Annotated in this window: 18 protein-coding genes; 10 read left to right on the top strand and 8 right to left on the bottom strand. The window is 60.7% G+C overall.

The window, feature by feature from the left end:
• Positions 1–141: 141 nt before the first annotated feature.
• Together GVL52_RS09330 and GVL52_RS09325 are read right to left on the bottom strand one after the other, a co-directional pair.
• Entirely contained in the window at positions 142–3,273 is a 3,132-nt protein-coding gene (locus GVL52_RS09330) for an efflux RND transporter permease subunit (protein ID WP_160006121.1), read from the bottom strand.
• Positions 3,273–4,475, bottom strand: a complete 1,203-nt coding sequence (locus GVL52_RS09325) for an efflux RND transporter periplasmic adaptor subunit (protein ID WP_280179100.1) — start codon at positions 4,473–4,475, stop codon at positions 3,273–3,275. Before GVL52_RS09325 ends, GVL52_RS09330 begins: the two co-directional genes overlap by 1 nt.
• A gap of 441 nt (positions 4,476–4,916) precedes the next feature.
• Between GVL52_RS09325 and GVL52_RS09320 the strand changes: the two genes are divergently transcribed.
• The 5 genes from GVL52_RS09320 to GVL52_RS09300 all read left to right on the top strand — a co-directional run bounded on the left by GVL52_RS09320 (position 4,917) and on the right by GVL52_RS09300 (position 10,109).
• Positions 4,917–5,639, top strand: a complete 723-nt coding sequence (locus GVL52_RS09320; RefSeq protein WP_160006119.1) for a response regulator — start codon at positions 4,917–4,919, stop codon at positions 5,637–5,639.
• Between the two features lie 53 nt (positions 5,640–5,692).
• Complete coding sequence (locus GVL52_RS09315) at positions 5,693–7,051, top strand: ATP-binding protein (RefSeq protein WP_244619130.1); 1,359 nt, start codon at positions 5,693–5,695, stop codon at positions 7,049–7,051.
• 114 nt (positions 7,052–7,165) lie between these two features.
• Entirely contained in the window at positions 7,166–8,296 is a 1,131-nt protein-coding gene (locus GVL52_RS09310) for an ABC transporter substrate-binding protein (RefSeq protein WP_160006117.1), read from the top strand.
• 2 nt (positions 8,297–8,298) lie between these two features.
• Positions 8,299–9,363: an iron ABC transporter permease gene (locus tag GVL52_RS09305; protein WP_160006115.1), complete on the top strand. Its 1,065-nt coding sequence runs from the start codon at positions 8,299–8,301 to the stop codon at positions 9,361–9,363.
• The gene (locus GVL52_RS09300; RefSeq protein ID WP_160006113.1) at positions 9,357–10,109 is read left to right on the top strand and encodes an ABC transporter ATP-binding protein; all 753 of its coding nucleotides are present in this window, start codon (positions 9,357–9,359) and stop codon (positions 10,107–10,109) included. The genes GVL52_RS09305 and GVL52_RS09300 overlap by 7 nt, the downstream gene beginning before the upstream one ends.
• 195 nt (positions 10,110–10,304) lie before the next feature.
• On the opposite strand, the gene GVL52_RS09295 is transcribed toward GVL52_RS09300, so the two are convergent.
• Positions 10,305–12,734 (bottom strand): glucose/quinate/shikimate family membrane-bound PQQ-dependent dehydrogenase, encoded by a 2,430-nt coding sequence (locus tag GVL52_RS09295; RefSeq protein ID WP_160006111.1) that lies wholly within the window; start codon positions 12,732–12,734, stop codon positions 10,305–10,307.
• Positions 12,735–13,226: 492 nt separating this feature from the next.
• Entirely contained in the window at positions 13,227–14,138 is a 912-nt protein-coding gene (locus GVL52_RS09290) for an AraC family transcriptional regulator (RefSeq protein ID WP_160006109.1), read from the bottom strand.
• Between the two features lie 410 nt (positions 14,139–14,548).
• Here GVL52_RS09290 and GVL52_RS09285 point away from each other — a divergent pair, with 410 nt between their 5' ends.
• The 5 genes from GVL52_RS09285 (at position 14,549) to GVL52_RS09265 (ending at position 19,225) form a co-directional block, all read left to right on the top strand.
• On the top strand, positions 14,549–15,403 hold the full coding sequence (locus GVL52_RS09285) for a DUF6030 family protein (RefSeq protein ID WP_244619129.1): 855 nt from the start codon (positions 14,549–14,551) through the stop codon (positions 15,401–15,403).
• A 279-nt stretch (positions 15,404–15,682) separates the two neighbouring features.
• Complete coding sequence (locus GVL52_RS09280) at positions 15,683–16,288, top strand: hypothetical protein (RefSeq protein ID WP_160006107.1); 606 nt, start codon at positions 15,683–15,685, stop codon at positions 16,286–16,288.
• Between the two features lie 216 nt (positions 16,289–16,504).
• Positions 16,505–17,518, top strand: a complete 1,014-nt coding sequence (tauA, locus tag GVL52_RS09275; RefSeq protein ID WP_160006105.1) for a taurine ABC transporter substrate-binding protein — start codon at positions 16,505–16,507, stop codon at positions 17,516–17,518.
• Positions 17,519–17,582: 64 nt separating this feature from the next.
• Positions 17,583–18,374 carry a taurine ABC transporter ATP-binding protein gene (locus GVL52_RS09270; protein WP_160006103.1) on the top strand — a complete coding sequence of 264 codons (792 nt, stop codon included), beginning with the start codon at positions 17,583–17,585 and terminating at the stop codon, positions 18,372–18,374.
• Positions 18,371–19,225, top strand: coding sequence for an ABC transporter permease subunit (locus tag GVL52_RS09265; RefSeq protein WP_160006101.1), 855 nt, complete (start codon positions 18,371–18,373; stop codon positions 19,223–19,225). The genes GVL52_RS09270 and GVL52_RS09265 overlap by 4 nt, the downstream gene beginning before the upstream one ends.
• A gap of 120 nt (positions 19,226–19,345) precedes the next feature.
• Here the strand turns inward: GVL52_RS09265 and GVL52_RS09260 are convergent, their stop codons facing one another.
• The 4 genes from GVL52_RS09260 to GVL52_RS09245 all read right to left on the bottom strand — a co-directional run bounded on the left by GVL52_RS09260 (position 19,346) and on the right by GVL52_RS09245 (position 25,994).
• On the bottom strand, positions 19,346–20,029 hold the full coding sequence (locus tag GVL52_RS09260; RefSeq protein ID WP_160006099.1) for a response regulator transcription factor: 684 nt from the start codon (positions 20,027–20,029) through the stop codon (positions 19,346–19,348).
• 142 nt (positions 20,030–20,171) lie between these two features.
• On the bottom strand, positions 20,172–21,473 hold the full coding sequence (locus GVL52_RS09255; protein ID WP_160006097.1) for an HlyD family type I secretion periplasmic adaptor subunit: 1,302 nt from the start codon (positions 21,471–21,473) through the stop codon (positions 20,172–20,174).
• 44 nt (positions 21,474–21,517) lie between these two features.
• Positions 21,518–24,232 carry a cadherin-like domain-containing protein gene (locus GVL52_RS31175; RefSeq protein ID WP_280179098.1) on the bottom strand — a complete coding sequence of 905 codons (2,715 nt, stop codon included), beginning with the start codon at positions 24,230–24,232 and terminating at the stop codon, positions 21,518–21,520.
• Between the two features lie 22 nt (positions 24,233–24,254).
• Positions 24,255–25,994 carry a type I secretion system permease/ATPase gene (locus tag GVL52_RS09245; protein ID WP_160006095.1) on the bottom strand — a complete coding sequence of 580 codons (1,740 nt, stop codon included), beginning with the start codon at positions 25,992–25,994 and terminating at the stop codon, positions 24,255–24,257.
• Positions 25,995–26,034 lie beyond the last annotated feature (40 nt).

Below are 26,034 nucleotides of genomic sequence, written 5' to 3'. Positions count from 1 at the left end.
CATTCCGCGAGTGTTGGAGCGGCGACTGTCATCCAGCCCTTACCGCCCGCATCTGTCGCGCCGAAACGCAGCGCCGCAAAAAAAATGGCCCTGGGATGGTGGCTGATCGAGCCCGCCATCCCAGGGCCAGGTCGTCGGGCGTTATTCCGCCGCCTGCGGCTGTGCTTGCACGTCGGCTTCGCGGCTCTTGAACACACGGCGAACCGTGACGAACAACAGCGGAATGAAGAATACGCCAAGCACCGTTGCGGCGATCATGCCGCCCATCACGCCGATGCCGATCGAGTTCTGGCTTCCAGAACCCGCGCCGTTGGCAATCGCCAGCGGCAGGACACCCAGGATGAACGCCAGCGACGTCATCAGGATCGGCCGCAGGCGCTGGCGAGCCGCCTCGAGTGTCGCATCGACGACGTCCTTGCCCTGCTTCATCTGCTCGATGGCAAACTCGACGATCAGGATGGCGTTCTTTGCAGCGAGCCCGATGGTCGTCAGCAGGCCCACCTTGAAGTAGACGTCGTTGGACTGCCCGAAGATCGTCGCCGCTGCGAGCGCCCCGAAGATGCCGATCGGCACCGAGAGCATGACGGCGAGCGGGATCGACCAGCTCTCGTAGAGCGCTGCAAGTGCCAGGAAGACGACGAGGATCGAGATCGCATAAAGCTGCGTCGCCTGGCTTCCCGACAGCCGCTCCTGAGCCGACAGGCCGGTCCATTCGTGGCTGTATCCGGGTGGCAGTTGGGCCACGAGATTGTCGATCTCGGTCATTGCGTCGCCGGACGAGACGCCGCTTGCGTTCGAGCCCTGAATCTCGACGGCAGACGACCCGTTGTAGCGTTCCAGACGGGGCGAACCGAAGCTCCAGTGACCCGTCGTGAATGCGGAGAATGGGACCATGCCGTTATCCGAGTTCTTCACATACCAGCGGCCGAAATCCTCCGGCTGCATGCGAAAATCCTTGTCCGCCTGCACATAGACCTTCTTGACGCGTCCGCGATCGATAAAGTCGTTGACGTAGTTGCCGCCCCAGGCTGTCGAGAGCGTCGTGTTGATATCAGACAGGCTGAGATCAAGCGCGCGTGCCTTCTCCTCATCGACATCGACCGAATACTGCGGCGTGTCTTCCTGGCCGTTCGGGCGCGTTCCGACAAGTTTGGAACTCTTGGAGGCGGCTGCGATCAACTGGTTGCGCACATCCATCAGGGCCTGGTGACCGGAGCCGTTAATATCCTTCAGGTAGAAGTCAAAGCCGCTATTGTTGCCGAAGCCTGGAATAGCCGGCGGCGTCAGCGCAAACACTTTCGCGTCCTTGATCTTCGAGAAGGCTGCGATCGCACGGCGAGCGATTGCCTGCGCCTTGGATTGTGGCGTGGTGCGCTGGTCGAAGTCCTTGAGCTTGATGAAGGCGAGGCCGACATTCTGGCCCTGGCCACCGAAGCCGAAGCCCGACACACCCATGACACCGGCGACATAATCCTTCTCGTCGTTGAGGTAGTGGTCCGTCACCTCCTGCAGAACCTTCTGCGTCCGGTCAGCGGTGGCACCAACTGGTAGCTGTATACTTGTGATCAGCGTTCCCTGGTCTTCCTCGGGGAGGAAGGACGATGGAAGGCGATTGAACAGATATCCCACGCCGACAACGATCAGCCCGAACACGACCAGGAACATGGCGCTGTGGCGGATGATGCCTCCAACCCCGCGCCGATAGCTCGATGTGCCGCGTTCGAATGTTCTGTTGAACCAGCCGCTGAGACCCTTCTGCTTGGCGCCGTGGGCCGGCTTCTTCAAAATGGTGGCGCAAAGCGCCGGTGTCAGCGTCAGCGCGACGATGACCGAAAGCACCATCGCCGAGACGATTGTCACCGAGAACTGCCGGTAGATGATACCGACGGAACCGGAGAAGAATGCCATCGGGATGAACACGGCCGACAGCACGGTGGCGATACCGATCAGCGCGCCGGTGATTTCGCTCATCGATTTCAGCGTCGCCTCGCGCGGCGACAATCCTTCCTCCTCCATCACGCGCTCGACGTTTTCAACGACGACGATCGCGTCATCGACCAGGAGGCCGATGGCCAGCACCATGCCGAACATGGTCAGCGTGTTGATCGAGTAGCCGAACGCCGACAGAATGCCGAAGGTACCGAGAAGAACGATCGGAACGGCGAGCGTCGGGATCAGTGTGGCGCGCAGGTTCTGCAGGAACACGAACATCACGATGAAGACGAGCACGATCGCTTCGATCAGCGTCTTGATCACATCCTCGATAGACAGCTTGACGAACGGTGTCGTGTCGTAGGGATAGACGACTTCGACGTTCGGCGGCAGCGTTTGCTTCATCCCCGAAATCGTCGATTGCACGGCTTCCGCCGTATCGATCGCATTGGCGCCCGATGCAAGCATGATGGCGATGCCGGCCGAGGGATGGCCGTTGTAGATGCTGGAACTGGAATAGCTTTCGGCGCCCAGTTCCACGGTTGCGACGTCGTTGAGCCGCACCAATGAACCGGCGCTGTCGCTCTTCAGGATGATGTTGGCGAATTGCTCGGGCGTCTGCAGCCGGCTTTTTGCCGTGACCGTGGCATTCAGCTGCTGACCCTTCGCCTGCGGCAGAGCCCCGAGCTGGCCGGCGGCCACCTGGGTATTCTGGCTCTCGATCGCCGAGGTCACGTCGCTGACCATCAGCGAGTATTTTGCCAGCTTGTCGGGATCGACCCAGATGCGCATGGCATAGCCCGAACCGAACAGCTGCGTGTCGCCGACGCCGGGCACCCGCTTCAGCGTATCGTTGAGGGTGCTGTTGACGTAGTCCGCAAGATCCGTCGAGCTGAGCTTGCCGTCGGTGGAGACAAAGCCAGCCACCATCAGGAAGTTCGCGGTGGATTTCGTCACCGTGAGGCCTGAACTCTGCACACTGGTGGGCAGCTGCGCTTCGACGAGCTGCAGCTTGTTCTGAACCTGCATCTGCGCGACATCGGCGTCGGCGTTGTTGGTAAAGGTCAGCGAAATGCTGGCAGCGCCCGACGACTGTGATGTCGATGTCATGTAGTCGAGATTATCGATGCCGGTCATGCCCTGCTCGATGACCTTGGTCACCGAGTTCTCGACCGTGGCGGCATCCGCGCCGGAATAGGTGGCGGAAATCTTGACGGTCGTCGGCGCAATCTGCGGATATTGCGATATGGACAGCGTGGTGATCGACAGAATGCCGGCCAGCATGATGAGGATCGCGATCACCCATGCGAAGATGGGGCGCGCTACAAAGAAGCGAGACATCAATTCACCTCGCTTTTGATTGCGGTATTCTCCGCCTGCTTGTCAGCGCCGGCCTTGTCGGACGTCGTTTGCGACAACTCGCCGGTGGCGTCATTGACCGTCACCTCGTCGGCCTTGACCTCCTGGCCATCGCGCACGTTCTGCAATCCCTCGACGACAACGCGGTCGCCATCGGCAATGCCTTCTCCAACCAGCCAGCTGTTGCCGATGCTGCGTTGGACCGCAAGGATGCGCTGCTGTACTTTGCCATCGGCCGCCACGAAGAACGCCGTTGCCTGGCCTTTGGTGTTGCGGGTGACCGAACGCTGGGGAACCAGATAGCTATTCGGCGCTACGCCCTCTTCGATCGTTGCCCTGACATACATGCCCGGCAGGATCAGCCGATCCGGGTTCGGAAACACCGCGCGTGCGGTGAATGTGCCAACCGTCTCGGATATGGACGCCTCCGCAAAAGCAAAGCTTCCCGGCTGGGGATACTTCGATCCGTCTTCCAGCTTGAGTTTGACGGACACGTTGTCGCCGGCAACCTTGAGCCGGCCGTCTGCCGCTGCCCGGCGAAGCGCCAGAAGATTGGTGCTCGACTGCGTGACATCGACGTTGATCGGGTCGAGCTGGTTGATGGTGGCAAGTGCCGTCGTCTGCTCGGCGGTCACCAGTGCACCGACCGTTACCGACGACGCATCGATGCGACCGGAAATCGGGGCAAGGATCTTGGTGTAACCGAGACTGATGCGTGCCGTTTCCAGTGCTGCCTTGGCCGCGGCGACATCGGCCTGCGCCTGGACCAGCGTCGAGCGGGCATCGTCGAGGTCCTGCTTGCTGACGGCGCTCTGTGTGCTCAAGCCATTGTAGCGATCGACCTTCGCCTGGGCGCTTGGCACAGCCCCTTCTGTCTTTTGCAGCGCGGCATTGGCGCTGTCGTAGGCTGCCTGGTAGGCGCTGGGGTCAATTTCATAAAGCGTGTCGCCGGCCTTGACCTCGCTGCCTTCCTTGAAGTTGCGGGCCCGGATGATTCCGCTGACCTGCGGCCGAACCTCGGCGACCAGCGACGCGGCCGTCCGTCCGGGAACCTCGGCGGTGATGGCAACCGATTGCGGATGCAGCGCCATGACGCTGACCTCCGTCTTGGCGGGTGCCTTCTGTTCCTGAGCGGCCTTCTGTTCCGTGCATGATTGCAGGGAAATCGATAGCGAGATGAGCATCGGCGTGATCACCGCCAGCACGGGAACAGTGCGGCGCATCGCCATGAGGAGACGCGACCTGTCGGGTGTTGCGCGTCGCTCTTGTGGTAGATTGGACATGGTAAGGTCTTCCGATCCGAAATTGTCTGCTGGTTGCCCTCGAGCCGGACCGGCAGGGCTTGAACGCTTGCGCCGAGGTCGCAGGGGATAAATTTCCGCTGCGACCGCACACACAAAGCAATGCCTACGCCGGATCCGGGCTTCTGGATCAAACTGCGGTGACCATCGCCGAGACATGTCATGAGTGTTTGCCGCCAGCCCGCTATTCGGTAAGCAGTTCTGTCACGCTTGGAAGCTTGCGACATTTGGTTACAATTTAGACCTTGCGTCATAAGGCCGTCGATCATCAAACAGGGGCCTGCCAGCAATCGAGCGTCTATCGGAGGAGGAACCGGAGCCACCATGGAACGAACCGCCCACGTCCTCGTCGTCGATGACCACAAGGAGATCCGCGATCTCCTTGCCAAATATCTTGCGAAAAATGGTCTGCGCGTCAGCACGGCAAACGGCGGCACCGAGATGCGGCAGCAGCTGAAAACGGCATCGATCGACCTTGTGGTTCTCGACATCATGATGCCGGGCGAAGATGGGTTGTCGTTGTGCCGATCGCTGCGGCACGAGGGCAACATTCCAATCGTCCTTCTGACGGCCGTGTCCGATGAAACCGATCGGATCATCGGTCTGGAACTCGGCGCCGACGACTATGTCACCAAGCCGTTCAATCCGCGGGAGCTGCTTGCGCGCATTCGCGCATTGCTACGCAGGGTCAACGCCATGTCGGCGGCACCAGCAGAACCGGAGCGGAAACGCTATGTTTTCGGCCGCTGGACGCTGGACGTTTCGCGCAGGGCCCTGCTGGATGAAGCCGGCGCGGAAATTCCTCTTGGCACAGCCGAATATCGCCTGCTTCTCGCTCTCGTCACCCGGCCCGGTGTCGTTCTGACGCGCAATCAGTTGCTCGACATCACCGCCGGGCGCTCGGCGCAGGTTTTCGACCGAAGCATAGACAATCTCGTCAGCCGCTTGCGCCGCCGTCTCGAGACGGATCCGCAACAGCCCGCGCTGATCAGGACGGTGTGGGGTGATGGGTATACCTTTGCCGGTCACGTCGAGGAGCTCTCTTGAACAGCCCACTGAGCATGTTTTGGCCGAGATCTCTGGCAACGAGGCTTGTCGTCATGCTGGTTGCGGCCTTGGCAGTGGCGCAGATAGGGTTGATCTTCGTGCTGCATGGGCAGCAGGACAATGTCATCGATGACATCGTCCACGGCCAGGCGCTCAACCAGACGGTCACATTGGCAAAGCTTGTGATCTCTCATCGAGCTGACGATTCTAAAGTGCTGACGGACGCCTTCGGGTCGAGACAATCCTGCGCGGCCGTGACGGCGGATGCCCCGGTCAAGCACGAAATGTCAGCACCCGAGCAGGAACTCGCCGGGATCTTGAAACGGCAGCTCCACGGTCTGCAAACGGGTTTCCCGATCGTGACGATCGAGCCGCTGCAGCAGTTTGAGCACGCTTGCGAGCGGCACGGTGGAGATATCGATCGATCCCATTTCGACGAGCCTAGTCAACAAGATCGCATTGGAGCCGACCGCTTTCGGATTGTCGCACTGTCGCTGATGGTGCCGTTCCCGGATGGCCGTTGGCTGGTGACACGTACAGCGATCACCGTACCCGGCGCCTGGAACTGGGCCGCCTTCCTTTCGTTTCTGTTTTCTTCGCTGGCGGTCACTGCCGTGGTGATCCTGGCCGTCAGATCGCAGACCACGTCGTTGAGGGCGCTGGCAGACGCATCCGAACGGCTTGGTCGCGGGGAGGAGGTGCAGCCGCTTGTTCCAAATGGTCCCTCGGAGGTTTCGTCGACGATCCGCGCGTTCAATACCATGCAGGAAAGGCTCGGCCTGTTCATGCGGGACCGACTGCGTCTGCTCGCCAGCATCAGCCACGATTTGCGCACGCCCCTGACCACGCTTCGACTGAAGGCGGAGCTCATCGATGACGAGGCGACGCGCGATGATCTCGTCGCGACGATCGAGGAACTCACGATCATCTGTGAGGCTACCCTTGCCTTCACGCGCGCAGAGGCGACCACGGAAACAACCTCTGTCGTCAATGTCGTCGAGCTTGTCGAGCAAGTTCTTGATGAGTTTCGCATGGGCAAAGGCGACGTGTCACTGACGGCATCCGCGGCGATCCAATTGCCCTGCCGACCTGTTGCCTTGAAACGGGCCATCAGAAATCTGGTCGAGAACGCATTACGCTACGGGGAGAGAGCATCCCTCTCACTTCACCGGGACCAGGACTTTATCCGGATCATCGTTGATGATTCTGGACCTGGCATTCCAGCCGACAGAATGGACGACGCTTTTCAGCCCTTCGTGCGCCTGGAGCCGTCCCGCAGCACAGAAACCGGCGGCATAGGCCTCGGCCTGTCGATTGCCCGGAGCATCGTCCAGGCTCACGGCGGGACGATATTGCTGTCCAATCTCGAACCGATTGGTCTGAGGGCGGAAATCCATCTGCCGGTCCAATGAGGCCAATGGCATCGCGCTGCCTCAAGTCACCTTGAAACGATTCTAATAGATATAACTTGACTATTTAAATCATAAAATAATAGACGAGGTAAATTTCCACGGGAGTGATTTACCATGCGTCTGACCGGCAAAGCCCGCGCACTTGCAGCGGCCCTATTCGTATCCACGGCCTGGCCTGCCCTGGCCGATGTTGTCACCATCAGGGATGTGACGGGGCGGAGCGTCGAGGTGAACGCGCCGGTGAAACACATGATCCTTGGCGAGGGTCGGCAAATCTACTTCCTCGCCGCCCTCGACAAGCAGGCCCCGTTCGAACACGTCGTCGGATGGCGCGACGATCTGTCGAAGGCCGATCCCGAGTCCTATGACGCCTATCTCGCAAAGTATCCTGACATCGCCAGGCTCCCGACCTTCGGTGGCATGAAGGATGGGTCCTTCGACATCGAGCAGGCGGTTGCCCTGAAGCCTGACGTTATCCTGATGAACATCGACGCGAAGACAGCAACGGAAGAGGCCGGCTATATCGAAAAACTCGGCAAGGTCGGCATCCCGCTTGTCTATATCGACTTCCGCGAAAAGCCGATGGAAAACACCGAGCCGAGCATGCGCATCATGGGGCAGTTGATGGGCAAGGAAGATGTTGCCGAGGGCTTCATCAAATTCCGCTCCGACAGCATCAAGCGCGTCACCGACGTTCTCGAAAAGAACAATCCGAAAAAGCCGCTCGTCTTCGTCGAACGTGCCGGCGGATATTCGGAGGATTGCTGCATGTCCTTCGGCAACGAGAACTTCGGCAAGATGGTCGAGATCGCCGGTGGCATCAACATGGCCAAGGACATCATCCCCGGCACATTCGGCACCGTCAATCCCGAGCAGGTGATTGCCTCCAATCCAGACCAGATCATCATCACCGGCGGCAACTGGGACAAGTATGTTCCGGGCGGCGCCTGGGTCGGCGTCGGCTATGGTGTCGATCTCAAGGAAGCGCATCGCAAGCTGGAAGCGCTGACCAGGCGGCCAGCATTCACAGGCGTCAAGGCGGTTGCCGATGGCAACGTCCATGCGATCTGGCACCAGTTCTACAACAACCCATACCAGTTCGTCGCCATTCAGGAGATGGCCAAGTGGCTGCATCCCGATCTTTTCGCTGACCTCGATCCGGAAGCGACCTTCAAGGAACTGCATGCCCGCTTCCTGCCGCTCGACTACAAGCAGGGCTATTTCGTCTCCCTGAAGGACATGTGAGAATGGCTGTCAGCGCCGTCGAGACAAAGGTGGCCGGGCGCGAGCAATATCGCGCCCTTGCCTTTCGCCGTATCGTCACCCTTGTCCTTCTCACCTTTGCGCTCTGCGTCAGCATCGCACTCGACATGGCGCTTGGGCCTGCCAATTATTCGCTGTCTGAGGTGCTGTCGGCGCTGGCCGATCCGGCTGCTGCGGCCACGCAACTGAGGGTCATCATCTGGGATATCCGCATGCCGATCGCCCTGATGGCGGTCACCGTCGGTGCGTCGCTGTCGGTTGCCGGCGCGCAGATGCAGACGATCCTTTCGAACCCGCTGGCGAGCCCCTTCACGCTCGGCATTTCGGCTGCGGCAAGCTTCGGTGCCGCCTTGGCGCTGGTCGGTGGCGTTTCGCTGTTTCCAGGCGCCATCCAGTATATGGTGCCGCTGAACGCCTTCCTGATGGCGATGGCTGCCGCTCTCTTCATCCACTTCGCCTCCACCATGCGCGGTGTCAGCGTCGAGACCATCGTACTGCTCGGGATCGCGCTGGTCTTCACCTTCAACGCCGCACTTTCGCTGCTCGAATATCTTGCCTCGGAGCAGGCCCTTTCAGCCGTGGTCTTCTGGACGATGGGTAGCCTCACCAAGGCGACCTGGCCGAAGGTCTGGTTCACCGCCGGTGTTCTCGTGGTCACCGTTCCTCTGTTCATGAAGGATGCCTGGGCCCTGACTGCCCTCAGGCTCGGCGACGACAAGGCGGCGAGCATGGGTATCAATGTCCGCCGGCTTCGCCTGCAGACGATGATGATCGTGAGCCTGCTCGCCGCAATTCCGGTTTCATTCGTGGGAACGATCGGCTTCGTCGGATTGGTCGGGCCGCATATCGCGCGCATGGTCGTCGGCGAAGACCAACGCTTCTTCCTCCCCGGTGCCGTCATCTGCGGCGCCCTGTTGCTGTCGGTCACATCTGTCGTCAGCAAGATGCTCATTCCAGGCGCCATCCTGCCAATCGGCGTGATCACCGCGCTGGTGGGCGTGCCGTTTTTCTTTGTCCTTATCTTCACCAACAGGAGGCGCGCATGGTAGCGCTCGCCCTCAAGGATCTCGGCGCCAATTACGGCCGGGCCAGGGTTCTCTCCGATGTCAGCATCGACGACCTGAAAAGCGGTAGTGTGACCGCGATCATCGGGCCGAACGCCGCCGGCAAATCGACACTCTTCAAGCGCATTGCATCGCTCATCAAGGGGCCCGGGCTGGTCGAACTCTCCGGCACGCAGGCGGGGCCCCGGACCATCTGTTACATGCCTCAGGATACCGCTGCCAATGCTGTGCTGACCGTGTACGAATCCGTGCTCCTGTCGGCGAAACAGGGCAGCAGCTGGCGGGTGGCCGACGAGGAACTGATCGAGATCGATCGGGTCCTGAAGGCGTTGCGGATCGACGATCTGGCGTTTCGCGGGCTTGGAGAGCTGTCCGGCGGGCAGCGGCAGCTGGTGTCCTTGGCCCAGGCGCTCATCCGCAATCCGGAGGTCCTGTTGATGGACGAGCCGACGTCTGCGCTCGACCTGCATCGGCAGGTGGAGGTATTGAGCTTTATCTCAGAGACCGCGAAACGAGACGGCCTGATTGTCCTCATCGCGCTCCATGACCTCAATCATGCGCTGCGCTACTGCGAAAACACCATTGTCATCAGCAATGGAAAGATGGTTGCAAGTGGCGAGACCAACGCGGTGATCACCAGGACCATGCTGCGCGAGATCTACAAGATCGACGCACGGATCGAACAATGCTCGCAAGGTACGCCATTGGTGATCGTTGACGGCGCGATCTGACCGCGCCAACTGACTTCAAAGGCTTCTGGCGCTCTGGGAAAACCGAGGACATTTCAGCCGGGTGCTCTGCTTTCACCCAAAGCGCAATTGCCCCTTTGCTCAAACGAACAAACCCCGCCAGGATCTGAACTGGCGGGGTTTGTTCGTATTGTAGGGGCCAGCGCGTGGCCCCTTTGTGTTGATTTTCGCTTACGCTCAGTTCGGCAGGGCGTAGGCGATCACGTAGTCGCCGCGATCGGGCGACTGGCGGCCGCCACCGGCGGAGATGACGACATACTGCTTGCCTGTCTTCGGCGACTTGTAGGTCATCGGGCCGCCCTGGCTGCCAACCGGCATACGGGCCTTCCAGATTTCCTTGCCGGTCGCAGTGTCGAAGGCGCGCAGGTAGTAGTCCTGGGTGCCGGCGATGAACAGCAGGCCGCCCTGGGTGGCAAGCGTGCCACCGAGTGTCGGCATGCCGATCGGCATCTGCACGCCCATCTTGATGCCGAGCGGGCCGGTGTCCTGCACGGTACCAACAGGCACCTGCCACTTGATCTTCTGCGTCGTCATGTCGATCGCGGTCATCGAGCCGAATGGCGGCTTCTGGCAGGGGATGCCGAGTGCCGACAGGAAGCGGTTCTTGTTGACTGCGTAAGGCGTGCCCTTCATCGGCACGATGCCCATGCCGGTGTTGACCGATTCACCGCCGCCGGCGACCTTGTCGCTTGGCGCAGCGGCAACCATCTGGCTCCACAGGCCGAGACGCATGTCGTTGACGAAGATCGTGTTGGTCGTCGGGTCAGTGGAAAGACCGCCCCAGTTCATGCCGCCCAGCGAGCCTGGATAGGCGAGCGACAGCGTCGTGTCCGGCACAGTGTAGAGGCCGTCATAGCGCATCCCTTTGAAGGCGATGCGGCATAGCAGCTGGTCGAACGGCGTGGCACCCCACATGTCGCTCTCGGTCAGCGTTTCCGCGCCGATCTGCGGCATGCCGACCGATTTCGGCTGGGTCGGCGAATAGGGTTCGCCCGGAATGTTGCCCGGCTTGACCGGAACGTTTTCGACCTTGGTCAGCGGCTGGCCGGTTGCCCGGTCGAGCACCCAGATCTGGCCGGCCTTGGTGCCGAATACGAGGGCGGGAACCTTGGTGCCGTCAGCCTTCGGGAAGTCGATGAACGACGGCTGCATCGGCACGTCGAAGTCCCACAGGTCGTTGTGGACTGTCTGGTAGACCCACTTTTCCTTGCCGCTGGTGGCGTCGAGCGCCAGCATCGAGGCACCGTATTTGTGGTCGAGATCCGTGCGCGGCTTGCCATAGATGTCAACCGAGGGGCTGCCGACCGGCATGAACACCGTGTTGGAAGCGGCGTCATAAGACATTGCTGCCCACACGTTCGGGGTCGAACGCGTATAGCTTTCGCCTTCCGGCGGCAGCTTGGTGATGTTGGGGTTGCCCGGATCGAAAGCCCAGCGCAGTTCGCCGGTGATGACGTCGAAGCCACGCATGACGCCGCCCGGCATGTCGACCTGGACGTTGTCGGCAACGCGGCCGCCGACCACAACTGTGGTTCCGGCAAGCGTCGGAGCCGAGGTCAGGACATATTGCGGATCGGGCGCATTGCCCATGCCGATCTTCAGGTCGACGCGGCCATCGGTGCCGAAGTCAGCGCAGAACTTGCCGGTATCGGCATCGATCGCGTAGAGCTGCGCGTTGATCGAGTTCATCAGCACGCGGCGCTGGCAGGGTGCGCCTTCGGCAACGACGGCGGCCGTAACGGGCGTCGAGCCCGGAATGGTCGGCTGAACGACAGCCTGGGTCGCATCGAAATAGGCAAGACCGCGGCAACGCATCCAGACGGACGATTTTGCGTTGATCTCGTTCTTCCAGAGCTCCTTGCCGGTATCGGCGTCGATGGCGATGACGTTGTTATGCGGGGTGCAGAGGAACACCTTGTCGCCGACCTGCAGCGGTGTCTGCTGGTCTTCCGCGCCATTGGCGCCGGGGCTGATCGGCGTGTCGCCGGTATGGTAGGTCCAGGCGACGGTCAGGTTCTTGACGTTGTCGCGGGTGATCTGGTCGAGTGCTGCAAAGCGTGAGCCGCCCGCCGTATTGCCATAGGCTTCCCAGTTCTTCTGCTCCTTGGCCGGATCGACCGGGACAAGCGGCGAAGGGGTGCCGGAAAAGGCAACGGTCGGGTGCGGCACGAACATGCCGGCAACGCCGCCAGCCGACGCGATCGCCAGAACGGCGGCGATCAGGAAGGACGGCACATAGGCCGGTGCACGGCCGGAGGCCTTGCGCAGCAGCGGGTAGGTCAGTGCGACGACGGTTGCGCCGATGCTGATCGCCAGAAGGCGCGAGATCAGCGGCCAGAATTCAAAGCCGGCGTCCCATACGGCCCAGATGACCGATAGCACGAAGATGAGACCGAAGAGCAAAGCGCCCAGCGGCCTGCGCATGATGATCAGAACACCTGAGATGACAAGACCGATGCCGGCGAGCAGGAAGTACCAGCTGCCGCCGAGCGAGACGAGCTTGCCGCCGCCGATCGCGAAGAAAAGTCCGGCGAGCGCGATGACCGCGCCCAGCAAGACCAGCCACAGGCGGCTCAGAAGCGCCGGCGGGTTTGGTGATTTATCCATAGAATAGCCTCATTGCATGTCCGGCTAACGAGAATGGGGAGTTCGTGTTCACGATGCGCTCGCCATCCTAGCTCGCCTTGTGGTTTAGATGTCGTATTGACAGCAGGCGGTGCGAACCGTTGTCGGGAACAATGGTGGAACCAGCCAGAAACATGCTTGGAAAGGGGCGGTTCGATTCCGTTGAGGGGATTTACAAAAGTCCATCAGGCTCATCCTACGTGCATTCGAAATATTCACGCATCAGGCACCGACAGAGGGAGACAGCACCTTAACGTCTCCAACCCTGCGGAGGATATATCGTCAGCAGTAGCGCGGTTGCAAGCCCTATTTTAGGGGAGTGGATAATGCGCCGTCGCGAGCAATAAAGTGCGCTCTAATGGCCGATTGGCTCGATCGCTGCGAGATACGATATTGGCCATTGGCCACCCCATCCGGCAGGTGAGAAATCCGTCCGCGCAACACGCGTCGCAACGGCGTCCAGGCCGAACCTCGTTAGAGCAATCGCATTTTACGCCATGCTCCTGGCGATGTCCCGATCACCTTCGAAAACACGCGCGTGAAATGCGATTGGTCCGCAAAACCGCAGGCGGCTGAAATTTCGACGAGTGACGTTTGCGATTTCAGCAGCAGATCTTGAGCGCGTTGAACACGTTGCTCCGTCAACCACTGGTGAGGCGTCCGGCCTGTCGTTTGCCGGAAGGCACGGATGAACATGCCGGCTGACAGATTGCATTCGCTGGCGAGTTCCGCCACCGACACATCGCCACTCAGGCGGCTGGCGATCAAAGCCTTTGCCTTGTTTTCATTCCATCTGGACAGCGTCCTTTGCCGGCGGGCCACGCTGATGCCACCGCTGCCGTAGCGATGTAACAGATGAACACCCATCGCGATCGACATCTGATCGATAAACAGGCTGCTCGGTGCCTGATTGCGCGCCGACCATGAAAACAGTGCACGGGCCAATCCCGCAAGCGTGGGGTCCGGTGTCGCGAAGATCGTCTGCAGATCCGTTGCCTTCAACGCGGGCTCGTCATCGGCGATTTCTCTCAGCATTTCGCGGGATACCTCCAGCAGCACGAAATTGAATGCGCCGCTCAGTTCCGCTTTGTAGTCTTCCGAGAGATCCCGGACATAGATCGCATCCTGCTCGAAATCGTACACGGAAGAATGGTGCTCACGGAACACCCGGCGGCGGTGGCCACCTTCCAGTGTGATCCCGATGAGGTAGCCCTTCTGCGTTGCTGGCGTCGTGACAAGGCCCGGCGAGCCGGCAGCAGAGGCCTTGCGGTAGAAATTGATTCCAGCGCCAGCCAGACGGCGGTCATCGTCCAGTCCTGCGAGCGAACAGCCGAACGTGTCTGTCTTTGCCGTATTGCTTGATTGCGTCCGATGAGGGGCGATCATGAATTTCCATCCTATTGGCCATAGCCCACCGAACGAGCTTAGCACCATATATGCAGAGGTAGATCAGACAGATTAGTGAGGACGTGTTCAGGATCACGTAGATTGATATTGATGTCCATCAATTTAGCTATGAAGAAAATTCACAACTGTCTTGAATGTTTTTCCTGTCTTGTGTGATCCGTGGTGCTGACAACAAGGGTTCAGATTCTTCTCGGTGATGCAGGTGTGCCTATGAGTGCTTTGTCGGCTTGGCGCTTTATCCCGTGTTAGTGCGAAAACGAGGCTGGAAAAAGCCCCCCCAAACCGGCGGCATCCGGACAATCATTTGAAGGATTTGCTTATATTCAATCATTCAAGCATTGTTAACCCCAGTGGGAACGTCGCATCCAGCCACGAAGGTGATGGATTTGGTGAGCGAGACGTCACAAGGGCTGCCGCAGACCTCGCCGTTGCAGAGAAACGGCCGGCGAGTATTTTGGCTGGTTGTTCTTGTGTCGGTGCCGCTTGTGACAGGGATCTTCCTGTTCTCCGACGCGCTGGATACTTTTAGACGCCTCGTGAGACGCTTCGAAGATCAGGCTACCAAGAAAATCTCCCGAACTTCCCGGCTGCCGCTCAGCCCTGCTGGCGCGGGGGTGCCTGCTCTGCAAACGATTTCGTTCCCCTTGCGATCGGTCGAGGCACCGAAGCCCGAATTGGCCGGCCAGTTCCTGCGCACGTGGCAGATCTCGGGGCCGAACATCTGCAAGGCTCTCCGGGACGCAGGCGTCGAAACCACCGAGTGGCGTGCAGCATCGATGCGAAGTGTCAGTTACGAATGTTATTTTCAGCGCGTCTATAAACGCGACGAGGTGCGGCCCCTCAGTTCGGTCCATCTCAAGATCCGCGGCAATGCCCGGGGGGATATTTTCGAGATACGAGCCAAGATCGTCGGTCCGAAAACCGATGCCCAGGGGCGTCTCGACCCTGCTCTCATGCGGATCTTCGAGACGCTTGTAGAACAGGCAGGCTGGAATGATTTTCAAGATACGCTTGCCCCCATTCGAAGCCTGCGCGATGTCGAGGGCCAGCGCTTCGGAGCAGACTTCAGCTTCAAACGTGATGCCGAAAGCGAAAATAGCTTCAATTTCATGTGGGTTGTCGCGGCGGTGCCAGGCCCGCAAACGCGGACCCAGGCGTATTTTTCGGCAGATCGCTGGGTCACCCCGCCCGATCCGCGGATCTCCGGCGACCTCTTGCCTACATGGCAACTGGTCAAGAGATGAAGCACTTTGAACGACGCGACGGTCTGGATCGTCACGTAAGGCGTCCTGAGGACAACAAGCAAGCTGGTGCCGGAGCCTACTCACGATACCGGCGGCTATCGCAGATTTCGCCGAACAGGATGGTCAGCGATTTCAGCGCATCGCAGATGTTGTGCCGACGGTAGTCTCGCCTTTAACATTTCTGGATAATTGGCCTGAGGAAGGCCATGTTCCGGCAAAAGTGCCGCCGCATTTCTAAGACAAACCATTGCTTCCTGAAATGAGAACGTGGAGCGTCGCATGGGCAATGGTGTCTTGGGCAAACGTAAAGAGCCGGTCGGTCTTCTTGCACGATACGGCTTCAGTATCAGCCTCTATGCAGCGGTCGGCGGCATCGCTTATCTGAGCCTGGCCAGTCCGCAAGATGTGGAGGCGCCGGTTGCTTCGCAGGTTTCCGTCCCGGCGGGCATGAGCGTGCGCGAGATCGCCAGCCGCGATCTGCCTGCCCCAACACGCGTGGCACGAGAGATGTTGATACCGCCTGCCGCGCATCCTACCCTCGTTTCAAGCGAGGAGGGGCAGAGCAAGAGGGTGCCGGTCCCGATCCGCAAGCCGACACCAGAAAATGCTCGCGATGTTGCGGTCTCGCGTGTGCCAGCAGATGTTCAACTCTTCGATCGCTGTATGCCGGCTTGCGAAACTGGAGATCCCATGCGAACGGCATCGATATCGCCGTTGGCAGAGCCGACGCCAACGATGGAAATCTCGTTCAACGCCAATGATGACGCTGAGAGCTTTGCGCCGCTTCGCTCGGCCCGCATGATCTTGCATCGGACGGCATCGATGCCAGGCTCATTGCTGCGGAGTGGTCGAAGCGCCGTGGAGCGCGTCGTTGGCGACTGGTAGCCCCGCATCCGGGCCGCTTTTTCAAGTCCGCGCCAGCCACGCTTTCGCTGCCAGTAAGGTCTGTTGCTGAGTGGTGAGGAGGGCGCAAACAATATTGTCCTTAATGTCTATAAAATAGATAGTTTTATCTGTGTGCCGGTATCTGTCCGGCTTAGTGTCCTCATGTCGAAACAATCGAAGCGCTGATGCAGATGCTCAGCCACATGGGGGCGAAACATGAATATCAAGGGTTTTATTGCAGCGCTTGCGCTCGGCTCGGCGGCGCTGGCTGCACCGTTCACCGCTGAGGCAGCCGACAAGAAAGTTGTCGTTGCCTACCAGACAGACGCCCTGCCGTCGTCGGTGGCAATTGCCAACGGCGCGTTCGCCAAGGCGACCGGCTACGACATCGACTTCCGCAAGTTCAACTCCGGCGCCGAAATCTTCGCCGCCATCGCATCCGGCGATGTACAGGTCGGCTATGTCGGCTCCAGCCCGTTTGCCGCGGCGACGTCGCGCGGCCTTGCCGTCAAGGCGTTTTACCTGTCGTCGATCTCGGGCATCGACGAGGCGCTCGTCGTCCGCAACGGCTCCGGCATCTCGTCCCTGTCCGACCTGAAAGGCAAGAAGCTGGCGGCGGCCCCTGTTTCCACCGATCACTATCAGCTGCTGGCGCTGATCAAGTCGCTCGGTTTGACCGAAAAGGACGTGCAGGTCTTCGCCATCCCGCAGCCTGAAATCGTCGCAAGCTTCAACCGCGGCGACATCGACGGCGGCTTCGTCTGGGATCCGGCGCTGAGCGAACTGAAGAAGAACGGCAAGGTTCTGGTCACCTCGAAGGATGTAGCCGACAGGGGCGCCCCGACCTTCTCCGCCTGGGTGGCAGCATCGACGTTCGCCGATGAAAACCCGGCCTTCCTGAAGGGTTTTGCCGGCGTGATCAACACCCAATACGCTTCCTTCGCCACCGACAAGAAGGCATGGGAAGCGGATAGCGACAACGCCAAGCTGCTGGCCAAGACACTGGGCGGAACGCCCGAACAGCAGGCCGCCGCGCTGAAGAACCTGACTTTGCTGACGCCTGACGTGCAGGCATCGGACGCTTGGCTCGGCGGCGGCGAAAAGTCAGGTGCTGCCAAGATCCTCAAGGACACGGCGAGCTTTTTGAAGGAACAGGGCAAGGTCAGTGAGGTGCTGCCGAGCTACGCCGCTTTTGTCACGGCGGATGCGCTGACCAATCCAAGCAACTGAACCGAACCTCCCCGGCCACGCTGGCGCAACACGGCGCCGGCGTCCTGCATTGAAGAGACAACCCATGCTCAAAGTCGATCACGCTAGCGTCTATTTCCAGACGCGAGACGGCCGGACTGTTCACGCGCTCGATCGCGTCTCGCTCGACATTCCCGACAACAGTTTCGTCGTCGCGCTCGGCGCATCGGGCTGCGGCAAGTCCACCCTTTTGAATGCGATCGCCGGCTTCCTGCCGCTATCGGAGGGGAAGATCACGCTGGATGGCCGGCCGGTGACGGCGCCGGGCGCCGACCGCGGCGTTGTGTTCCAGAAGGATACGCTGCTGCCGTGGAAGACGGTGATCGACAATGTCGCGCTCGGGCTGAAGTTTGCCGGCGTTTCGAACGCTGCGCGCCGCGACCGTGCGGAGGAATTGCTTCATCTGGTTGGGCTGAGGGATTTTGCCAAGGCATTCCCCTACGAACTCTCAGGCGGCATGCGCCAGCGTGTCGGTATCGCCAGGGCGCTGGCGACGGAACCGGCTGTCCTGTTGATGGACGAGCCGTTCGGTGCGCTCGACAGCCTGACGCGAGAACAGATGCAGGAACTGCTCGTATCGATCTGGAAGAAGACCCACACAAGGATCTTCTTCATCACCCACTCGATAGAGGAGGCACTGTTTCTTGGCACGCAGCTCGTGGCCATGTCACCGCGTCCGGGCCGCATCGTTGCCCGCTTCGATCTGGATTTCGTCAGGCAGTTTGCCGAAGGCGGTGATGCGCGATCGGTCAAGACGTCGCCTGAATTCGCCGATCTGCGCGAGGAAATCCGGGACATCCTGCACGGCTCCGAGGATATGAGGAGTGCCGCCGCATGAGCGAATTCACCGAATCCGGGCGCGGTGTCATCGGTACGGCTGCCGAGCAGCCGAAGCTTGTCAGGATGAAAGGCTTCGGCGCCGGCGACAAGCCGACCATTGTCATCAGCATCGCCACTGCATTTGCGCTTCTGGCCGCCTGGTGGATCGTCGCCAGGCTGGCTCTCGTCCCGCATCTGTTCCTGCCGACACCACAGGAGGTGTGGACGCAGGTCGGCGCGATCTATCGCGATGGTTATGCCGGGGCCTCGCTCTCCGAACACGTCTCCGCCAGCCTGTTCCGGATCGTCACGGCTGCGGCCATCGCTACCGTGGTCGGCATTCCCGTCGGCCTGCTGATGGGGCTGAACCGCTGGGTCAAGGGCGTGCTCGACACCCCGATCGAGTTTTACTGGCCATTGCCACCACTTGCCTATCTGCCGCTGATGATCATCTGGCTCGGGATCGGCGAAACCTCGAAGGTGACATTGCTGGTGCTGGCGATGTTCGCACCCATCTGCCTGTCGGCGCAGGCCGGTGTCCGCTCGCTGCCGATCGAGCGCGTCAATGCCGCGCGGTCACTGGGCGCAAAACCCTGGCAGCTTCTGGTCAGCATCGTGCTGCCATCCGCGCTGCCCGAAATCCTTACCGGTCTGCGGATCGCACTCGGCGTCGGCTGGGGCACACTGGTCGCAGCCGAACTCATCGCCTCCACCCGCGGGATCGGCTACATGATCATGTCGGCATCGCAGTTCCTGGCCACCGACGTGGTATTCGTCGGCATCGGCATTATCGCTGCCTGTGCATTCTCGTTCAGCGCCGCCATCCGCATGCTGGAAGCCGTGCTCGTGCCCTGGAAGGGAAAAAGCTAGTCATGGTTCCTGGTGATGGACATACGAGCGCATCCAGGACCGTGCCCTGCGAGTAATATTCCTTCAAGAGGAGGGTCTCAAAACAAGAGATCGGTGGGTGCGCAGATGGGAGATATGACCCTAATTGAATACACTATTTCCCACGGCGCCAAGGCTGTTGCCGGCCTTGCTCATATCCAGTTTCTGCGCTGCGAGAACGACCTCTAGGCGATTCCGTGCATCCAGCTTTTGCATCAGGATGGTCATGTAGTGCTTTACGGTCTTCTCGCTGATATCGAGCGAGGAGGCGATCTCGCGGTTGGTACTGCCGCGCATGAGATAGGCGACGATCTGCTCCTCGCGTGCGCTCAACCTCGTCGACGGCTGTGCTTTGCGGCGCAGGGCGTCTGTTTTCATCGACATAATGACTTTGGTGGCAAAGCCGGGCGTGATGAACGTATTTCCTGCGTGGACGGTTCTAATGGCCTCGTGCAGGTCGGATGCGGTGCTGCCCTTCAACACATAACCGGAAACGCCCAGACCCAATACCTGGATGGCGGTTTCGATGCTCGAGCTTGCCGTGAACACAATAATGCGTGTGCGCTGGTAGCGTTGCGCGATGATCTCGATTGCTGCAAGCGGATCGCCCGGCATGCTCAGATCGAGGACGATGACGTCGGGACAGAGTTCATCAACCAGCTTCAATGCGTCAACCGCATTCTCGCCGCGCCCAACGATGGAGAGATCCGGGCGGCTAGAATAGAGGCTAACCAATCCTTCCAGAAGTATAGGATGATCGTCGATGAATGCTACGGAAATCGCCATACCAATACTCCCCACCTAGTATCTTTTTTAACAATATAAATCATTGTTACTGTATTAGTAAGGCAATACTTATGGTTGATGGCATGCTCGGATCACAAATTCATCTTCTTGGTTAAAACCGCCGCGTTGCCGGTGTTTTCGCTTATTCCTCTCGGAACGCCTTCATCATTTGGTCGGTGAATGGCTTGAGGATATAGGACATTGCCGTCCGTTCAGCGGTCTCGACGAAGACCTCGACGGGCATCCCGGGCAGGAGCTTGTTGCCTTCGAGCATGTGGGCATCGTTGAGCGACAGGGTGGCAAGATAATAGGGTTGACCGGTGGTTCGATCGAGCGTTGTTGCCGCGGCGATAACATCGACTGCGCCGTGCAGTTCCGGTGTTGTTCGCTGATTGAAGGCGGTGAAGCGCATGCGGGCGGCTTGGCCTGTCGTGATGCGATCGATATCAACCGGGGGAATCCGCACTTCGATCGTCAGATCGCCGCCTTCCGGAACGACCGACATCACCGGTGCGCCGGGGGCGATGATGCCACCGATGGTGTGGATCTGAAGATCATAGACAAAGCCATCGACGGGTGCGCGGACTTCCATCCTAGTCAATCTGTCGCGCGCTGCGACCTCGCGCTCGCGCAGTTCGGCAATCTTGGCAGCAATGGCGACAATCTCGGTCTGTGCTTCCTTTCTGGTCGTCTGGTCGATCGAAATCAGCTTCATCTCGAGTTCGCTGATCTGGCCGGCTGCCTCGGCAACCTTGGCCACCAGTTCACCGCGGCTACCCTCGACGCGCGCGCGCTGTCGCAGGAGATCGCGTTTCTGCGAGATCGGCACGAGCCTGTTCTGCAGGAGCTTGTCGATCTTGACCAGCTCCTGCTCGATGATCTCCGCCTCGCTCTCGTTCGATCGGCTCTGGGCCTCGAAGCCATGCACCTGCTGGTCGAGCTGGCCGATCTGCAGCCGCAGCTGTTGCTTCTGGTTGGCGATCATCCGCCGGTTTTCCTCAAACAGCTTGGTCTCGCCGGCAATGACGGAGGGGGCGAGTGCGAGCGCTTCGAAGGCGATGCCGCCGGCAGCGTCGCGTTCCGCGATCAACCGCGCGTGCGTGGCGACGAGCTGTTGCAATTGCGCCTGGACGATCGACAGCTCGACACGCGTTTGCGTGTCGTCGAGAACGAGCAGTACGGCCCCTTTCCTGACCGTGTCGCCGTTGTCGACCCGGATCTCGGCGACGATACCGCCGTCGCGATGCTGGATCGTCTTCACCTGCTCGGAAACGACCACCTGGCCGTGGGTTATGACGGCACCTGACAGTTTGGCTTGCGCCGCCCATCCTCCAATACCGAAGACGAGCGCGCCGGCCAGCCCCGCCGAGACGATGATCCGCGACGAGATGCCGAACTGCGCGTTCTGCTTCGCCTTGTCTTTTGTCGTTGCTGCCGTTGTCATCACATGTCTCCCAAAACATTTTTTGATCGGGCCAAAGCAGATCGTCAGACCTGGTTCAGCGGATTCTGCGTGCCGCTTTCCAGGGACACGAGGATGAAGTCCTGTTGTGTCAGTTCGTGATGACCACGCAGCAGGATCTGGATGTCGTCGTCATGGTCCAGATCGATGATGGTGCGCACGACGGTTCGGCTGTCATCGCCGAATGCCTCGTAGAAGAAGCTTATCCGTCCGATCTGCTGTGCCCCGTCGTGCTCCAGTCCTGCGAACATCAGCGTCCCCGCCTGATCGGCAAACCCGGATAGATCGAGACGGTCGCCAACACGGAAGTCGGTGATCTCGTCCCAGCCGTCGCCGCCATTTTGCGCCACGGCGACGGATTGGAAGACAAAGATGTCGTCGCCATCATTGCCGGTGAAGACATTGACGGAGATAGACGCGACGAGCACATCGTTTCCGCTGCCGCCAATGGCGTTCTCAATGCTTTCCAGGTCGTCGCTGCCGATTTCCAGGCCGGAGGCGGCGCCGAAGTCGAGATCAATCAGAACGCCGGCGATAGTGGCTGACGCATCATAGGCATCGTCGCCGTCTCCGCCGTCAATCCGGTCGTCCCCTTCCGTGCCGCCATCCATGTGGGCGATCACCAGGAAGACGTCGTTGCCGCTGCCGCCATAGAGCCGGTCGTTTCCGTCGCCGCCGACGAGGTGGTCGTCGCCGCTGCGCCCATCCAGCCGATCGTCGCCGCCACCGCCAAAAAGGATATCCGCGTCGCTACCACCGGAGAAGCGGTCGTCGCCGCCACCGCCAATGATCGTCTCGAAGCCGAGGATGATATCGTGGCCGATTTCCTCACTCTCCGCATAACCGGCTTCGATATCGGCGATCACCGCCTTGATAAGTGCCGACAGGTCGAGGGTATCGCTGCCGTCCCCACCATCATAGGCATCGTTGCCGTCATGGCCGCTGTCGTCATCGCTGCCGGCCCGGGCAATGATCGTATCGTCGCCGTCGCCGCCGTGGACCATGTCGTCGCCCCCGGCACCGGTCAGGCGGTCATTGCCGGCTCCGCCCTCCAGGCGGTTCTCCCCTTCGTTGCCGCCAAGCGTATCATCGAAGGTCGTGCCCTCGACGTTCTCGATATCCGAAAGGTGGTCTGTCCCGATGGCGGCACCGGTCGCGGTCCCGGCCGCAAGATCGACAGTCACACTGCTTGTGGCGGCACTGGCGTCATAGGTGTCGTTGCCATCGCCTCCGACATAGGTGTCGTCGCCGTCGGCGGGTGCCACTGCGGCAGCCCCTGCTGCCTGCCGAATGTCCACGTCGATGAGGCCAGCCCGGAAGCGGTCATTGCCTTCGCCGCCAAGCGCGACATCCTTGCCGGCACCTCCGGCAAGATCATCGTCGCCGTTGCCGCCCTCGAGCAGGTCGTCGCCCGCTTCACCGAGGAGGCTATCGTTGCCCTCCGCGCCGAAAAGGCGATCGTTGCCGCTACCGCCGTAGAGGCGGTCGTTGCCGGCCTCGCCCATCAGGGTGTCATTTCCGTCCTCCCCATGGAGGTCGTCATTGCCGGCCCCGCCAAAGAGGACGTCATTGCCCAATCCTCCGAACAGCCGGTCGTTGCCGCCCTCTCCGTGGATCAGGTCGTCGCCATCACCGCCGAAGATGGTGTCGTCGCCATCGCCGGCGAAGACGATGTCGCGGCCCTCGCGCGCGTAGACGAAGTCGTCACCGCCCCTGGCGGAGATGAGATCGTCTCCGGGCGTGCCCAGCAGCCTATCGTCTGCATCGCTGCCGTCGATCTCATAGGCTGGCGCCTTCAGCAGCGACATTACCGATCGTGTGACAATGCTGCCGTGGCCGTCGGAGACCTGATAGCTGAAAGTAACGGTGCCGCCGAAGCCGCGCTCCGGTGTGTAGAGCCATATGCCGTCTCCATAGGTACGGATCGAGCCGCTGGAAGCCACCAGGTTGCCCACTTGGAGCTGATCTCCATCCGGATCGCTTGTCTGGGCAAGCAAGTCGTCGAGAAAGATCAGCGTCGACAGGTTGACCATCCCGTTGGCCAGGACATTGCGCCCAAGCGAGACCGGCAGGCGGTTGGCGCGTGCTTCTGCGTCCTCGTCACGCTCGTTTCTGGGCGGATGGCTGCCGCCGTGGCCGGACTGCCCGGTTGTCTGCCCGGTCGCCTGCCCGGTTGATTGGCCGACCGATTGGCCGGTCGACTGCCGCCCGGCGCGTGCCGAATTGGCTGGAGGAAAGCGAAAGTGCTCGCCGTTGATATTGACGCGTCCCTCATTGTCGTTGGCATTGTAGGATCGCAGTACGGTATCTGCCAGATTGGGCGCGCGCGCAGAAGGGGGGGCGTCCTCGAAGCTCAAGCGTACGGAAGCGACGTGGCGCCGGCGGGCAATGTCGGCGGTGCTTGCCATCAACTCGTCGGTCATCGCGTGCAAGAAGGCCGCGACATCCTCGATCGCTGCAAGGTTGACGTTGGGGCTTGCACCTGTTGCCTGCGGCGCGGCGGCATTTGCATCCCGCGGTCGCGCAGGGGCGGCATCGTCGTGGTCGCTACTTCCAAGCACGAGGCCAAGAGCTCCGAACAACAGGGGCAGCGAGTAGAGCCGCCGATCGGCGCCCCTGTGGAACGTTTTGCCGGTGTTGACGTCCCTGTCCTCGGCTAGCCGAAAGCGATTGGCTGGCGCCATGCTTGCCTGGCCATCGTCTGGTAGTCCCAGGATCAGTCTGTCGCTCATGTCGGTCATGACGGACTCCTTGCTCTGATGCCTATTCGGCGGCGAGCGACTTCGCGCTCCGCGCAGCGGAAGCCGTCTTCTCGACGACCAGCGGACGAACGTTGGCGGGCTGGATGATGTCATCCTTCGGCCCGAAGGCGGCAAGCCGGCCGTTCTGGACGAGGCCGACCATATCGACGGCGGCGAGGGCGCTCGGGCGGTGAGCGACGATGACGACGATGCCGCCGCGCTCGCGCACCTTGAGGATCGCCTTGCTCAACGCTTCCTCGCCTTCGGCATCAAGGTTTGAGTTCGGCTCGTCGAGCACCACCAGGAAGGGATTGCCGTAAAGCGCACGCGCCAGCCCGATCCGCTGGCGCTGTCCGGCCGACAGCGCCGTACCATGAGGACCGAGTTCTGTTTGGTAGCCGTCTCGCAGATGCACGATCAGCTCGTGGATGTCTGCAGCCTTGGCGGCATGGATGATCTTGCGGGCATCCGGCGTCTCGGCAAACCGCGAGATATTGTCGGCGATCGTGCCCTCCATCAGCGCCACATCCTGCGGCAGATAGCCGACATTCTCGCTGAAAAATGCTTCATTCCACTGGTTGAGATCAGCCCCGTCCACCCTGACAGACCCGCGCAGCACCGGCCAGATCCCGAGGATCGAGCGTGCCAGCGTCGTCTTGCCGCCCCCCGACGGGCCGATCAACCCGAGCGCCTGTCCGGCCTTCAGCGTGAAGCTGACGTCGCTCAGCAGCACCGCGCCGCTGGTCGGGGCCACTGTGGTGATGGCATCGACCGTCAGGCTATCGTGCGGGGCCGGCAGTTCGACATGGCCGCTCTTGTCGTTCAGGACCGCCAGCGTCTCGGTGAGGCGATGATGGCTGCGCCTGGCGCCAACGACGCCCTTCCACTGGGCGATCGCCATATCGACCGGCGCAAGCGCGCGCGCTGTGACGATCGACGAGGCAATGATCGAGCCGGACGACAGGTCGCCGCGGATGGCGAGATAGGCGCCGAGCCCGAGGATCGCCGATTGCAACATCATGCGCAGCACTTTGGAGAGACCCGACAGCGTGCCGCCGATATCGGATGTCCTCGTCTGACAGTCGAGATGGCGCCGATTGGCTTTCTCGAAGCGATCGACGGCCCGGCCGGTGATGCCCATGGCATGCATGATGTCGCTGTTGCGGGCGTTGGAATCGGCCACGGAGTTGCGGGCCACCGTCGCCTTGAGCATCGATTGGGAGTGGCGCCGTGTCAGAAGTTCCGCCGTGATCGTCAGCAAGGTGAGCACAACGGCGCCACCGACGGTCAGCATCCCCAGCATCGGATGCAGCAGCCAGACGAAGATCAGGTAGATCGGCATCCAAGGCAGATCGAACAGCGCCACCGGTCCCTGGCTGGAAAGAAAGCCGCGCAGCGTATCGACGTCGCGACCGCGCTCCATGGCTTCGGAGGTCGAGTAGCCGTAGCGCGGCATCTCGATCACCACCTTGTGGGCGATCGGCGCCAATTCGGCATCGAGACGCGCGCCGAGCCGGATCAGGATCTGCGACCGAATGATATCGAAGACGCCCTGGAACAGGTAAAGGCTGATCGCCAGGACCGAGAGCGCCACCAGCGTCGAGATCGAACCGCTGGTCAGTGCCCGGTCGTAGATCTGCAGCATGTAGAAGGCGCCTGTCAGCGCCAGGATATTGATAATTCCGGAAAGCCCGAAGAGATAGACCAGGATGCCGCGCAATCCTTCCATCTTGTACTGTGGCTCGATTTTCTTTTTGGTCATGGCATGCCCCTGTGCTTTGAACCAACGTCCCGGCCGGTAG

Origin of the sequence: Rhizobium sp. 18055 (assembly GCF_902706285.1) — a bacterium.
In the GTDB taxonomy this organism is placed as follows: Bacteria; Pseudomonadota; Alphaproteobacteria; order Rhizobiales; family Rhizobiaceae; genus Rhizobium.
Note: the sequence above shows the minus strand (reverse complement) of the source record. Positions and strands in the feature narration are given on the sequence as shown.